The organism is Streptomyces sp. NPDC051976, assembly GCF_040680795.1.
In the GTDB taxonomy this organism is placed as follows: Bacteria; Actinomycetota; Actinomycetes; order Streptomycetales; family Streptomycetaceae; genus Actinacidiphila.
Map to the genome: position 1 here is coordinate 46,554 of NZ_JBFAXL010000008.1, position 12,822 is coordinate 59,375.

Sequence of the window (12,822 nt, forward strand, 5' to 3'; positions counted from 1 at the left end):
GATCGTGCCCATGTCGCGGGGCGTGAAGACGGGCATCGTCGGTGTTGTCGCCGCCGGGATGTTCGGGGTAGCGGGCTACGGCGCGTACAACATCTACAGCGGGCTGAAGGACAGCGGGGGCGGGGGCGGATCCGGGTCCCATACGAAGACGGCGGCGGTCGACACGACGCCGCCGAGCGCCAAGGAGATCGACGACACCGGCACCGACTTCCTGACCGCCTGGTCGTCCGGCGACATCGGGCGGGCCGCGGCGCTGACCGACTCCGCGCAGACCAGCGCGACCGACCTGGGCGGGTACAAGACCCAGGCGCACGTGACGTCGCTGGCCATCACGCCGGGCACGGTGATCGGCACCAAGATGGAGTTCACCGTCGACGCCCACGTCACGTACCAGGGCCTCACGTCGGACTGGATGTACACCTCGTCGCTGACCGTCGGCCGGGCCACGAGCGGCAAGCCCGCGGTCAAGTGGGCGCCCTCGGTGATGCAGCCGGACCTGACCGCGGGCGACACGCTCGTCACGGGCCTGGCGAAGGCACCGGACGTGGACATCGTCGACCGCCACAACAAGGTGATGGACGCGGCCGACTACCCGTCGCTCACCCAGATCTTCAAGCAGCTGAAGGACCGTTACGGCAGCAAGCTCGGCGCGGGCACCCCGGGTGTCGAGACGTTCGTCCAGGGCGCCGACGGCTCGCAGAAGAAGACCCTGAACGTCATCAAGAAGGGCAAGAACGCCAAGCTGCGGACGACGCTGGACGCGACGATCCAGGGCGCCGCCGAGAAGGCCGTGAAGGCGCGGGCGAACGAGACGTCCGGAGTGACCGCGCTGGACACCCGCAACGGCGGCATCCTCGCGGTGGCCTTCAGCCCGGCCGGCGGCCTCGACCACGCGCTGATGGACAAGCGGGCGCCCGGCTCCACCTTCAAGATCGTGACGTCGACGGCGCTGCTGAACGCGGGGCTGACGCCGAACACCCCGTCCCGGTGCAAGAACGGCGACAACTACAAGTACGGCAAGCCGTATCACATCGTCAGTCCCGACAACCCGAACGCGACGCTGCGCTGGGACTTCGAGGAGTCCTGCAACACCGGCTTCATCAGGCTGGCGGACAACATCAAGCCCACCACGCTGCCGCAGACCGGGAGCACGTACTACGGCTTCGGCTCGCCCTGGTCGGTGGGCACGTCCACCGTCGACGCCAGCGTCCCCGGCGGCACCGGCGACGAGCTGACCTCGGAGATGATCGGCCAGGGAAATCTGCTGCTCAGCCCGCTGAACATGGCCTCCGTCTCGGCCACCGTGCGCGACGGCAGCTTCCACCAGCCGACGATCCTCCAGGACACCAGCCTGATCGCGGACCGCGCCTCCATCAACACCACGCCGCTGCCCCCGGGGGTCAGGCAGTCGCTGCAGGACATGATGCGCGGCACGGTCCTCTACGGCACCGCGCACGCGGCCATGAGCGGCATCCCCGGCTTCGTCGGCGCCAAGACCGGTTCCGCGGAGGCGGGCACGGTCCAGCCCAACGGCTGGTTCACCGCCTACCGCGACGATGTCGCGGCGGCGGCGCTGGTGGTGCAGGGCGGTCACGGCGGTGACTCGGCGGGGCCCCTGGTGGCCGCCGTGCTGCGGGCCTCCTGACGCGTGACGCCCCTGATAGTGGCGGCGGTGCTGACCGCCGCGCTCACGCACGCCGCGTGGAACGCCATCGCGCACGGCATCAAGGACCAGGTCCTCGCCTTCACCCTGGTGGGTGGCGGCGGGGCCCTGGTCGCGCTGGCGATGGCGCCCTTCGCGCCGCTGCCGCACGGCCGTGCGTGGCCGTATCTGGTGGCCTCGGTCCTGATCCACCTGGCCTACCAGTACCTGCTGATGCAGTCGTTCCGGCTGGGCGAGTTCGGGCAGGTCTACCCGATCGCCCGCGGCATCGCACCGCTCGCGGTCACCGTGCTCGCGGCGGTCTTCGTCGGCGAGCGGCCGGGGCCGTGGCAGACCGCGGGTGTGCTGGTCGCCTCCACCGGCCTCGGCGGGGTGGCCCTGTGGGGCATGCGCGGCCGGCGGCCCAACTGGCCCGCGCTGGCGGCCGCCGTGGGCACCGGCCTGACCATCGCCTCGTACACGGTCGTCGACGGCGTCGGCGTCCGCGACTCCGGTACGCCGCTGGGCTACATCGCCTGGCTGCTGATCGGCCAGGGCCTGGTGATCCCCGCCTTCGCGCTGGCCGCCCGTCGCGGTGAACTGCTCGCCCAGCTACGGCCGGTGGCGCTGCGCGGCCTGCTCGGCGGGGTGCTGTCGATCGGCGCCTACGGTCTGGTGCTCTGGGCGCAGACCCGCGCCCCGCTGGCGCCGGTCGCCGCACTGCGCGAGACGTCGATCATCGCGGGCGCGGCGATCGGGACGCTCTTCTTCAAGGAGCGGTTCGGCAGGCCGCGGATCGTGGCCGCCGTGATCGTCGTGACCGGCATCGGCCTGATGCTGCACGCCGGTTGACGGCACGCAGAAGGCGGCGGCTACACCCCCATTGCGGTCATGCGTCCGCCGAATATTTTGCCCCTGAGATCTTCGGCCACGGTGGATCAGTAGCCGACTCCGGCGTTGGCAAACGGTCTAACCGAATGCCACGCCCGTTCACTCGTTCGCCGCGTCCTGCTCCGACCCACCCATCGTTAACTGAGGTGTGAACACGCCTTCTGGCCAACCAACTCCCGAGGATGCGGACCGCCGAACTGTCGGCTCCGCTCCGCTTCCGCAGGAATTCACTCGCGAGGACGACCTGGACGCGGCGCGCAGCGCCGAATTCGACTATGCGCCAGCCATTCGCACACCCCCGTGCAGCGCCCTGCTCGGCGACTTCCTCACCCTGATGGAACGCATCGAAGCGGATTTCAGGCGGCGTTGGGATGTCGTACAACGCGAAGACCCGATGAGCGCTCACCGGCAGAACTCGCACCTCGGATGGCCCCAAAGTGCATGAATATCTTATCCCCCAGATGGTGGGCCCCGACGAATTCGCTCCCCATTTGGGGGAGCAAGCGGGCGCCTCTCCCCATGCACAGTCGGATGACACCCGAACACAGTGGGATCTCGACGCCGAGTTCGAGCACATGTTCAGATCGCTGGTCCCGGAGACGGCTACGCCCCAGGCTTCCCCCTCCCCGACACCCCGCGTCAACCGCCGCCGCAGACGTCCCCGGCTCGTGTGGCTGCGGCGACCTGCCGCCCTCGGTGTCGCCATCGTGGCGATCACCGGCGCCGTCACCGGCAGCGTCAGCGTGCTCGGCGCGATGGTCTCCTACGACCCGCTGCGCCAACTGGCGTCTCCGACCGCCCACGGCCTGGCCACCGCGTGGCCGCTGCTCGTCTACGGTCCGTGGCTTGCCGGCTGTCTGTCCGTCCTGCACGCGGCCGCCTACCGGCGTTCCGGACGGGCTGGGTGGATCGCGGTGATCCTCTTCTCGGTGATCGCCATGGCGCTGTGCATCTCCCACGCCCCGAGAACGATCATCGCAAGCGCCACCGCCGGCCTGCCCCCGTTCTCCGCGCTGGCCAGCTTCCTCCTCCTCTCCCGCCAGATCACCCTTCACCGCCCCGGCCGGACCAAGATCCCGCGCCAGCGCAAACACTGACCCCGCAAAAAGGGAGCACGGGACCTCGACCACGACGGTCCGCGCCACCACCAGGGCAGGCGGCCATGCGGCCCGCGCAGCCCATACGGGAGGTGTGCTCCTCGAAGAGGACGACCAGATGATGATCGATAACTCGCACACAGAGGACTGGGTCGTCTGGGGAGCGCACTCCAACGAGTCCCCCGACGCTCCGGGTGCACCGCTCCTGGTGGTCGAACTCCACGCAGCCAAGGAAATGATCAACATGTGTGCGCAGGGGTACATCACCTGGCAGGAACTCCACGATTCGCTGGACGCCTTCGCGCAGTGGACCGGTCCGCCGTACTCCCGGAACGGCTACACCGAGAGGGAGATGAACGGATACGACTGCCCGCTCGGCTGTCCCGTGTGCGTCGGCGCCCGGGCGGAGTTCGAAGCGATCGCCATCGAGTCCTTCATGCACAAGATGCGCCTCGCGGATCCGGACCGCCATCCGTATGCGGCAGGGAAGACCACTCTGCACCGGAGCAACTGCCCCCGGGTGGCGCTGTATGTCGGCCAGGCAGAACGGGTGGGGTCGCCGTGGTCCCTCGCCGGCCTGCCCGCGTTCGCCCACCATGGGAGGCTGAGCACCACATGGGCGGCCGGGATGCAGGTCATGACGACCGAGGAAGCCGCCGAATGGGTCAGGTGGCAATCCGACCCCCGCCAGGGAGTGGGCTACAAACTCTGCTGTCACTGCCTGTCCCCCGTATCGGTGGCCGTGGCGGACGGGGAGAACGCGTTCGATGTCGGTTACCGACCCGCGGAGAACGTCGTCACCTGGGGATAGCCGTTCCGTCGAAGCCCGCCATCAACCAACCGGCATCGGCCTGATGCTGCACGCCGGTTGACCGCCGGGCCCCGGGGGGATCAGCCCGGGTCGCCCACCGAGCCCGCCGCCCCCGCCCCGCCCGCCGCCTCGAAGGCGGAGTAGAAGGCCGGGTTGGCGCTCAGGATGCCGCCTTCCACCGGGAGCGTGACACCGGTGATCCAGGACGCGTCGGTGGAGGCCAGGAAGGTGACGGCGGCGGCGATGTCGGCGGGCTCGCCCACCCGGCCGAGGGGGTAGAGCGGGGCGGCGGCCGACAGCACGGCCTCCCGGCCGGTCCAGGCGGGGGTGTTGATGGTGCCGGGCGCGACCAGGTTGACCCGCACACCGCGGCGCGCCGCGTCCACCGCGAGGCCGCGGGTCAGCGAGATCAGCCCGGCCTTGGCGGCGCTGTAGGCGTGGTTGCCGAAGTACGAAAGACCGTTGACCGAGCCGATGTTGACGATCGCGCCGCGCCTGTCGGGCGCCGCCGCCAGATGCGGCAGGGCGGCCCGCGAGCAGCGCATCGCGCCGGTCAGCGTGATGTCCAGGTCACGGAACCAGGCTTCGTCCGACTCGTCGGTGAAGTCATCCTCGTGCGGGCTGCACGAGTAGGCGTTGTTCACCAGCACGTCCAGCGTCCCGAAGGCGTCCACCGCGTGCGCGACCGCCGCCTCCACCGCCGTACGGTCGGCGACGTCGCAGCCGAAGCCCTCGGCCCGGCCGCCCTCCGCGCGGATCGCGGCGGCGGTGCGCTCGGCGGCCTCGCCGTCCAGGTCGGCCAGCAGAACTCCCGCGCCCTCGGCGGCGAACCGGCGGGCTGTCGCCTCGCCGATACCGCGGGCCGAGCCGGTCACCACTACCCCGTACGTCTCGAAGCGCCGCATCGGGTCAGCGTATGCACTCCCGTACCGCCCTGACCAGGGCCTGGGCCCGCGGGTCGGCGGTGACGTTCTTCTGCAGGCCGTTGGTCACATAGCCGAAGCCGATCCCCGCGGCCGGGTCGGCGAAGGCCAGGCTGCCGCCGCGCCCGGGGTGGCCGAAGGAGCCGGGGCCGAGCAGCGGGGAGGACGGGCCGTGCAGCATGTAGCCGAGGCCGAAGCGGGTGTTGACCACCAGCACCTGGTCGGGACCCTCGGATTCCACGGTACGGGCGGCGGTCACCGTGGCGGGCGCCAGCAGTCGCGGGCCGCCGTCGACCTCACCGATCAGGGCGGCGTAGCAGCGGGCCAGCGCGCGGGCGGTCGCGATGCCGTTGGACGCGGCCAACTCGCCTGCCCGGTAGGCCGGTTCGTTCTCGTCGGGCAGCGGGGTGATCGCGGCGAAGGCGCGGCTGGTGAGCGAGGCGGGGTCGGCGTACGCGTCGTGCACCGACTGCTTGGGCCGGGCGCGCAGCCCGCCCGAGGGCGGCGGCGGGGGCGTGGGGACCTCGGCGACCCGGCCGACCCGGTGCTCCTGGTCCGGCGGCAGCCCGATCCACAGGTCGAGGCCGAGCGGGCGGGCGATCTCGTCGGCGACGTACCGGCCGATGGTCCGCCCGGAGGCACGCCGTACCAGCTCGCCGGCCAGCCAGCTGAAGGTCTGCGCGTGGTAGCCGTGTGCGGCGCCCGGCAGGAAGAGCGGCGGCTGGGCGGCGATCGCCCGCGGGCCCGACACCCCGTCCAGCGCCTGCGCGGGCGTGAGCGGCACGTCGAGCGCGGGCACCCCGGCGCGGTGCGCCAGCGCGTCGCGGACGGTCACCCGCTCCTTGCCGTGCGCCTTGAACTCCGTCCAGTACGCGCCCACCGGCGCGTCCAGGTCCAGCAGCCCGCGCTGGTGGAGCAGCAGCAGCGCCGCGGCGGCCACGCCCTTCGTCGCCGACCTGACGATCTGCGCGGTGTCCTCGGCCCAGGGCGCGTCGCCCTCGGGGTCGGCGGTCCCGCCCCACAGGTCCACCACCTTGCGGCCGTCGCGGTACAGGGCGAAGGCGGCGCCGCGGTCGCCGCGGCGGGAGAAGTTCTCCGCGAAGGCGGTGCGGACCGGTTCGTAGCCCGGCTCCGCCGTCCCCTTGACCTCCATGAATGCCGCCTCCCACGCCGTACCGGACTCTCCCGCACCCATGGTGCACGACGCGGGCACGGAGTCCGAAACAGGGCGTTTTGCGGGAGTGGGGGCGGGCGAGGGGCGGGCGAGGCTGCGGGCGAGGGGGCGGCCGGTGAACGCCCGCGACGGGCCCGCGGTCCTGGTCGGCTGGAGCGTGGGAGAAGCCCGACCAGGGCGCGGACCCGTCATGGGCCCGGTGGGGGATCCGCTACGACAGCGGCGGGTACGCGTTCTGCAGGAGCTGGTGGAACTGGGCCGAGAACCAGTCGCCCGCCAGCGGCGCGCCCGACAGCGCGCCGGTCGGGTTGTTGCCGTTACGGGCGTTGCCCGTGTAGGTCGGGTCGCACATCCGGTCGAAGCCCTTGCCCTGGTCGTTGGCGATGGCCGTGCTCGAACCGTCCGACTCACCCGGCGGCTTCACCCAGACGTAGGCGTCGATCCCGGCCGCGGGGGCCGCGGTCGGCCGGGCGCCCAGGCCCGCGCCGGACTGGTTGCACCAGTTGCCCGCGTGGATGCGCCGGTCGATCCGGCCGCCGTCCACATAGGTGTCCACGCTGGTCGTCGCGCCGGGGCCGGTGGGACGCGCGGTGCCGCCCCAGCCGTTGCGCGAGGTGTCGATCAGCATGCCGATGTTGGAGTTGAAGCCGTCGGAGACCAGCAGCGAGCGCAGCGCGGTGGCGTAGCTCTGCTCGTCGACGTAGTTGTTCCAGTCGACCCACTTGGACTGGCGCACCGTGGTGCCGTTGACGTTGTCCGTCACCTTGAAGTTGGGCTCCACGGTGGCGCTGTAGTTGGCGGTGTTGACGATGAAGCCCTGCACGTCGTCGACGGTGGCACCGCCGGTCTTCGCGGCCTTCAGGAACTCCTGGGCGGAGGGCGCGAGGTTGCTGTCCCAGCCCAGCCAGGCGTGGTGCCCGGCGTCGATGTAGTTGTACGTGTTGCCGATCGCGCCCAGCTTGGCCAGGGCGTAGCCGACTCCGGCCTCGTAGTTGCCGTTCGCCTTCATCGTCGCGCAGGCGTCGGTCGAGCCGGCGGTGCCGCCCGCGTTGGTGACCAGGTTCGGCAGCGAGTCGGGCTCGATGATGTTCACGATGCGCAGGCCCGCGTACTTCGGGTCCGACATGATCGAGGCGATCGGGTCGATGTACTCGGTCTTGTAGCGGCCGATATCGGTGGCACCCAGCTCGCCGTTGGAGGCGAGGGCGGCGCAGTCACGGCCCGGCAGGTCGTAGATGACCAGCTCGATGGTGAGCGGCTGGCCCGCGGCCTGCTGGACGGCGGCGTCGAGGTGGGCGCGCAGGCCCATGGCGCCGTTCACGCCGTTGATCGCGGCGATCCGGTCGAGCCACACGGCGGTCGACTGGTTGGCGATCTTCTGCCCGCCGTCGGCCGCGGCCTTCGCGGACCAGTCGGGGTTCACATAGCCCTTGGCGCCCGCGTACGGGTTGTCGACCCGGCTGCCGGGCGGCGGCGACGTCGGCGGCGTGGTGGGCGGGGTCGTCGGCGGAGTCGTGGGCGGGGTGGTGGGGGGAGTCGTGGGGGGCGTCGTCGGCGGGGTGGTCGGCGGAGTGGTCGACGTACCGCCGCCGCAGGCGACCCCGTTGAGGGTGAACGCCGTCGGCGAGGTGTTGGTGCCGCTGTACGAGGCGTTGAAGCCGAAGTTCGCCGTACCGCCGGTGGCGATCGCCCCGTTGTACGACAGGCTGGCCGCGGTCACCGCCGCGCCGTTCTGCGTGACGGTGGCGTTCCAGCCCTGGGTGACCTTCTGGTTCCCGGCGAAGCTCCAGCCGAGCTGCCACGAGGTCAGCGCGGGGCCGGTGTTGGTGATGGTCACCTGGCTGGTGAAGCCGGTGTCCCACTGGTTGACGGTGTACGCCACCGAGCAACCGGGGGTGGCCGCGGACGCGGCGCTGGTGCTGAGCGCTGCGACGACGCCGCCTGAGGCGACGACGAGGGCGCCCGCCGCCAGTGCTGCGGTTCTGCGTCGGACTGTCGGGACTGCCATGTGCGAGCAACCTCCGGGGTGGGGGGTGGGCCCCTCGAAGCGACTTCGAGAGGTCAAGGGAGGTGGTGCGGTGGAACATGGTTCAGTTACACGCTCTTAACGTGGGAGCGCTCCCATAGTGCGGAGGCGCTTCGCTTGTGTCAATGCTTGAAGCAGATCCGGCTGCGCCGGTGCTCCCGGGCAACTCCCTTACGCCCGAAGGGGCGCGGGGCCCGCGCGCCGCACTGGCGGAGGTCGTGCCCCGAAGGGGCGCGGGTAGGGAACCGCCCCAAAGGGGCAGTTGCTGTCGCTGCCGGACCACCGGCCCGGTGGAGGGTTGCTCGCGCAGTTCCTCGCGCCCCTGAAAAGACCGGGTTGGCTGGGAGCGGCGGCGCGGCGCTGGGACCGGGTTGGCCGGGGCGGCCGGGGCGGCCGGGAGGGCGGGGGCTGGGTAGGGTGTGGGGCATGTCTGATGCCCCGCTCCGCGTCCGCTTCGCCCCCTCCCCCACCGGCATGTTCCACGTCGGCGGCGCCCGCTCCGCCCTGTACAACTGGGCCGTCGCCCGCCAGTCAGGCGGGACCTTCGTGCTGCGGATCGAGGACACCGACGCGGCGCGCAACAAGCCCGAGTGGATCGACGGCATCATCAGCGCCCTCGCGTCCATCGGGATCAAGGAGTCCGACCCCGCCTTCGAGGGTCCGTACTTCCAGTCGCACAACGCCGACCGGCACAAGGAGGCGTCGCAGCAGCTGTTCGCGGCGGGCAAGGCGTACTACTGCGACTGCACCCGCGAGCAGCTCAAGGAGCGCACCGGCTCCGAGCACCTCGGGTACGACGGCCACTGCCGCGAGCGCGGGCTGGCGTACGAGCCGGGCCGCGCGATGCGGTTCCGTACGCCGGACGAGGGCGAGACCGTGGTCGTCGACAAGGTGCGCGGCGAGCCGTCCTTCCCGAACGCGGCGATCGAGGACTTCGTGATCGCCCGCGGTGACGGCTCCCCCGTCTTCCTGCTGGCCAACGTGGTGGACGACCTCGACGAGCGGATCACCGAGGTCATCCGCGGCGAGGAGCACCTGTCGAACACGCCGAAGCAGCAGCTGCTGTGGGAGGCGCTGGGCGCGACCCCGCCGGTCTGGGCGCACCTGCCGGTGATCGTCAACGAGAAGCGGCAGAAGCTGTCCAAGCGCCGCGACAAGGTGGCGCTGGAGGACTACCTCGCCGAGGGCTATCTGCCCGACGCCATGGTCAACTACCTGATGCTGCTGGGCTGGGGCCCGGGCGGCGACCGCGAGATCCTGCCCTACGAGGAGCTGCAGCGGCTCTTCCGGATCGAGGACGTCAACGGCTCGTCCGCGTTCTTCGACATCAAGAAGCTGACCGCCTTCAACGGCGAGTACATCCGGGCGCTGCCCGTCGCGGAGTTCACCGCCGCCTGCGCGCCCTGGCTGTCCGCGCCGCACGCGCCCTGGAAGCCGGAGGACTTCGACCAGGCCGTCTTCGAGACCGTCGCCCCGCTCGCCCAGACCCGGCTGCCGGTGCTCTCCGAGATCACGGCCTACGTCGACTTCCTCTTCCTCGACACGCCGGTCGCCGACGAGGTGTCCTGGTCGAAGGCGATGAAGCCGGGCGCGGAGCAGCTGCTGCGCGACGCCGTCACCCAGCTCGGCGCCCTGCCCGCCTGGGAGGCCGAGCCTCTCAAGGCCACCCTGGAGTCGATCGCCACCGCCCACGGCCTCAAGCTCGGCAAGGCCCAGGCCCCGATCCGCGTCGCCGTCATGGGCCGCACCGTCGGCCTCCCCCTCTTCGAGTCCCTCGAAGTCCTCGGCCGCCCCCGCTCCCTCGCCCGCCTCGAAGCCGCCCGCACCCGCCTTCAGGCGGAAACCCCCACGGAGTCATAGCTCCCCGGGCGCGGCGGCCTCTCACCCCCGCCGCGCCCGACTTTGAAGCGCGCCCATACGACCTTCCCGAACGGCTCCCGCCGCTGGACACCCCAGACGTCCGCGACCGTCGCGACGATCAGTAAGCCTCGCCCGCGTGTATCCGCCTCTCCCGGATGACAGACCCGCGGCCTGCGCTCCCCCTTCTCGTCGCGGCTGTCATGCACCTCCAGCCGTACGAATGCGTCCTCCACGGCCAGCCGCACCAAGAACCCGTGCCCGCGCTGCGTCCCGTGCACCAATGCGTTCGAGGCCAGTTCCGACACACACAGCCGCACATCGTCAGCCGTGTCGGCGAATCCCCACTCCGCGAGCGTTGTCGCAGCGAATTCGCGTGCCAGGCGGACCGATTCGCGTTTCGCGTCGAAGAATGTCTGTGCTGTCTCAGCCATGACGGACCTCACGGTTCAGATGGTGACGGTGACGGCGTGCGCCACGTCGAGCCTGAACGTGCCAGCGCCGACGCGAAATGACTCTCTGTCGCACTTGCGTCGCACTTCCGTCCCCCGCGTCCATGCACCGTGGTTCCATGGCAGGCAGAAGGGAGCCACGTGTGGCGACGGTGCACCAATGGACCGGCCTGGAGGCCCGAGCGCTGCGTTCGGCGCTACGGCTGAGCGTCCGTGCTTTCGCCGAGCATTTGGGCGTCGGAATGCGTACGGTCTCCAAATGGGAGAAGCTGCTAGCTGACACGGAACCGCGCCCGGACACCCAGGCGATTCTCGACACCGCCCTCGCCCGAGCAAGCACGGACGCGCATGCACGGTTCGAGAGGAATCTGTCGGAGGCGCGGCGATCGGCGACACCACCGCAGCTCCGTACGCCCACAGGCTGTCCGCGGGAGTGGGAGTACGAGTCATGGGCCGACGACCTCGACCGGACTGTCATCGCTCTGTCCCATCAGGACTTCGCCATGGCGAAGACCTTGCTCCGGCGCTGGCTGGACCGCTTCGTCCCAGGCGAGCTGAACGATCGAGGGTTGTACCTCCTCGCCCGGTCCACCACCCTGCTCGGTGATCTCCAACGCGACCAGGGAGAGCTGCAGGGGCCACTGTCGGCTCGCCACTCGTACAACATCGCGGGCCGCCTGTACTCCCGACTCGACGTCCCGCGGCGTCTCGCGCAGACCGGCCTGTTGCTCGCGTTGGTGGACGAGATGTCGGGCAGCCTTGAGGAGGCGGGCCGACAGTACGAACGGCTCACCGCCGACGGACGGCTCAGCGGGCGCGACCGCGCGCGGTCCCGGTTGTGGCTGGGCAGGTCGGCCAGCAAGAGGGGCGACAACGACTACGCCGTGCGGGTCATGACCGGGGCGGCCCGTGAATTCGAAGACCTCGCGGAGCCCGGGGACTGGTCGGTGGCCCAGCAGAAGATCGCTCTCGCCCATCGTGGGAAGGGCAGTCTCACGGAGGCGCTGCGGCACATCGATATCGCCCGCTCCGGCGGAAGCAGCGTCTCCCCTTTGCAGCGCGTGCGGTTGAGCGCCGCGCATGGGCACATTCTGCTGTCGGACCCGCGCACCCGGGGCAGTGGCCTGTCCATACTCGATGAGGCAGCACAGTTGGCCAGGCACCACGGCCTGGGTCACCAGCTACGGAGCATCGAGGGTATTCGACGATCGGTGGACGGCACGCCTGCCGGTCCGCCGCCGGTCGGCCGTCAGTGACGAATCTGGGAGCACATGTGCCGGACCGCGAGCCGCATGCCATCAGCGATGAGCAGTGGGGCGATGCCAAGCTGATCTGGGACTTCCACCTGATGGGGCACGAACCCGTGCGGTGCGACGCGGCGATCGGGCTGGGCAGCCATGATCTGGGGGTGGCGACGCGGACGGCGGAGCTGTACGGCACCGGGTTGTTTCCCGTCGTGGTGTTCAGTGGCGGGAACAGCCCCACGACGGTGGCGCGGTTTCCGCGGGGGGAGGCGGTCCACTACCGGGAGCACGCACGCGAGTTGGGCGTGCCGGAGGACGCGATCCTCGTTGAGCCGCACGCGGGGAACACCGGACAGAACATCATGTTCTCGCGCGAGGTGCTGGCCAGGGCCGGAGTGGTGCCGAACAGGGTGCTGCTGGTGTGCAAGCCGTACATGGAACGCCGTTCGTACGCCACGGCCCGCAAGCTGTGGCCCGAGGTGGAGGTCGTCTGTGCATCGGAGCGGCTGGAGTTCGACGATTATCTGAAGAGCATCGGTGACGAGAAGCTGGTCGTCGACATGATCGTGGGGGACCTGCAGCGGGTGATCGAGTACCCGGGACTCGGATTCGCCGTCAAGCAGCATGTCCCCGCGGACGTACGCGCGGCGTACCAGGCCCTGATCGCCGCCGGATTCGTCAGCCGCCTGGCGAAGATCTGAGGGG

The 12,822-nt window shown here is 70.7% G+C and carries 12 protein-coding genes; 8 read left to right on the forward strand and 4 right to left on the reverse strand.

Features of this window, described 5'->3' with window-relative positions:
• The first annotated feature begins 10 nt into the window (after positions 1 to 10).
• The 5 genes from AB0M29_RS11515 to AB0M29_RS11535 all read left to right on the forward strand — a co-directional run bounded on the left by AB0M29_RS11515 (position 11) and on the right by AB0M29_RS11535 (position 4,441).
• On the forward strand, positions 11 to 1,645 hold the full coding sequence (locus AB0M29_RS11515; RefSeq protein ID WP_365382160.1) for a penicillin-binding transpeptidase domain-containing protein: 1,635 nt from the start codon (positions 11 to 13) through the stop codon (positions 1,643 to 1,645).
• Between the two features lie 3 nt (positions 1,646 to 1,648).
• Positions 1,649 to 2,494, forward strand: a complete 846-nt coding sequence (locus AB0M29_RS11520) for a DMT family transporter (RefSeq protein WP_365381995.1) — start codon at positions 1,649 to 1,651, stop codon at positions 2,492 to 2,494.
• Positions 2,495 to 2,681: 187 nt separating this feature from the next.
• Positions 2,682 to 2,978 carry a hypothetical protein gene (locus tag AB0M29_RS11525; RefSeq protein ID WP_365381996.1) on the forward strand — a complete coding sequence of 99 codons (297 nt, stop codon included), beginning with the start codon at positions 2,682 to 2,684 and terminating at the stop codon, positions 2,976 to 2,978.
• A 130-nt stretch (positions 2,979 to 3,108) separates the two neighbouring features.
• Complete coding sequence (locus AB0M29_RS11530; protein ID WP_365381997.1) at positions 3,109 to 3,630, forward strand: hypothetical protein; 522 nt, start codon at positions 3,109 to 3,111, stop codon at positions 3,628 to 3,630.
• A 94-nt stretch (positions 3,631 to 3,724) separates the two neighbouring features.
• Positions 3,725 to 4,441 carry a hypothetical protein gene (locus AB0M29_RS11535; RefSeq protein ID WP_365381998.1) on the forward strand — a complete coding sequence of 239 codons (717 nt, stop codon included), beginning with the start codon at positions 3,725 to 3,727 and terminating at the stop codon, positions 4,439 to 4,441.
• A gap of 80 nt (positions 4,442 to 4,521) precedes the next feature.
• On the opposite strand, the gene AB0M29_RS11540 is transcribed toward AB0M29_RS11535, so the two are convergent.
• From AB0M29_RS11540 to AB0M29_RS11550, 3 genes are all read right to left on the reverse strand, one after another.
• Complete coding sequence (locus tag AB0M29_RS11540) at positions 4,522 to 5,346, reverse strand: SDR family NAD(P)-dependent oxidoreductase (protein WP_365381999.1); 825 nt, start codon at positions 5,344 to 5,346, stop codon at positions 4,522 to 4,524.
• A gap of 4 nt (positions 5,347 to 5,350) precedes the next feature.
• A complete protein-coding gene (locus tag AB0M29_RS11545; protein ID WP_365382000.1) occupies positions 5,351 to 6,517 on the reverse strand; it encodes a serine hydrolase domain-containing protein in 1,167 nt (388 codons plus the stop codon).
• Between the two features lie 232 nt (positions 6,518 to 6,749).
• The gene (locus tag AB0M29_RS11550) at positions 6,750 to 8,546 is read right to left on the reverse strand and encodes a glycoside hydrolase family 6 protein (RefSeq protein ID WP_365382001.1); all 1,797 of its coding nucleotides are present in this window, start codon (positions 8,544 to 8,546) and stop codon (positions 6,750 to 6,752) included.
• 492 nt (positions 8,547 to 9,038) lie between these two features.
• Here AB0M29_RS11550 and gltX point away from each other — a divergent pair, with 492 nt between their 5' ends.
• The gene (gene gltX / locus AB0M29_RS11555) at positions 9,039 to 10,424 is read left to right on the forward strand and encodes a glutamate--tRNA ligase (protein WP_365382161.1); all 1,386 of its coding nucleotides are present in this window, start codon (positions 9,039 to 9,041) and stop codon (positions 10,422 to 10,424) included.
• On the opposite strand, the gene AB0M29_RS11560 is transcribed toward gltX, so the two are convergent.
• Positions 10,397 to 10,855, reverse strand: coding sequence for an ATP-binding protein (locus AB0M29_RS11560; RefSeq protein ID WP_365382002.1), 459 nt, complete (start codon positions 10,853 to 10,855; stop codon positions 10,397 to 10,399). The two genes, gltX and AB0M29_RS11560, sit on opposite strands and share 28 nt — an antisense overlap.
• A gap of 161 nt (positions 10,856 to 11,016) precedes the next feature.
• Between AB0M29_RS11560 and AB0M29_RS11565 the strand changes: the two genes are divergently transcribed.
• Positions 11,017 to 12,129: a hypothetical protein gene (locus AB0M29_RS11565; protein ID WP_365382003.1), complete on the forward strand. Its 1,113-nt coding sequence runs from the start codon at positions 11,017 to 11,019 to the stop codon at positions 12,127 to 12,129.
• 17 nt (positions 12,130 to 12,146) lie between these two features.
• A complete protein-coding gene (locus AB0M29_RS11570; RefSeq protein WP_365382004.1) occupies positions 12,147 to 12,818 on the forward strand; it encodes a YdcF family protein in 672 nt (223 codons plus the stop codon).
• The last annotated feature ends 4 nt before the right edge of the window (positions 12,819 to 12,822 follow it).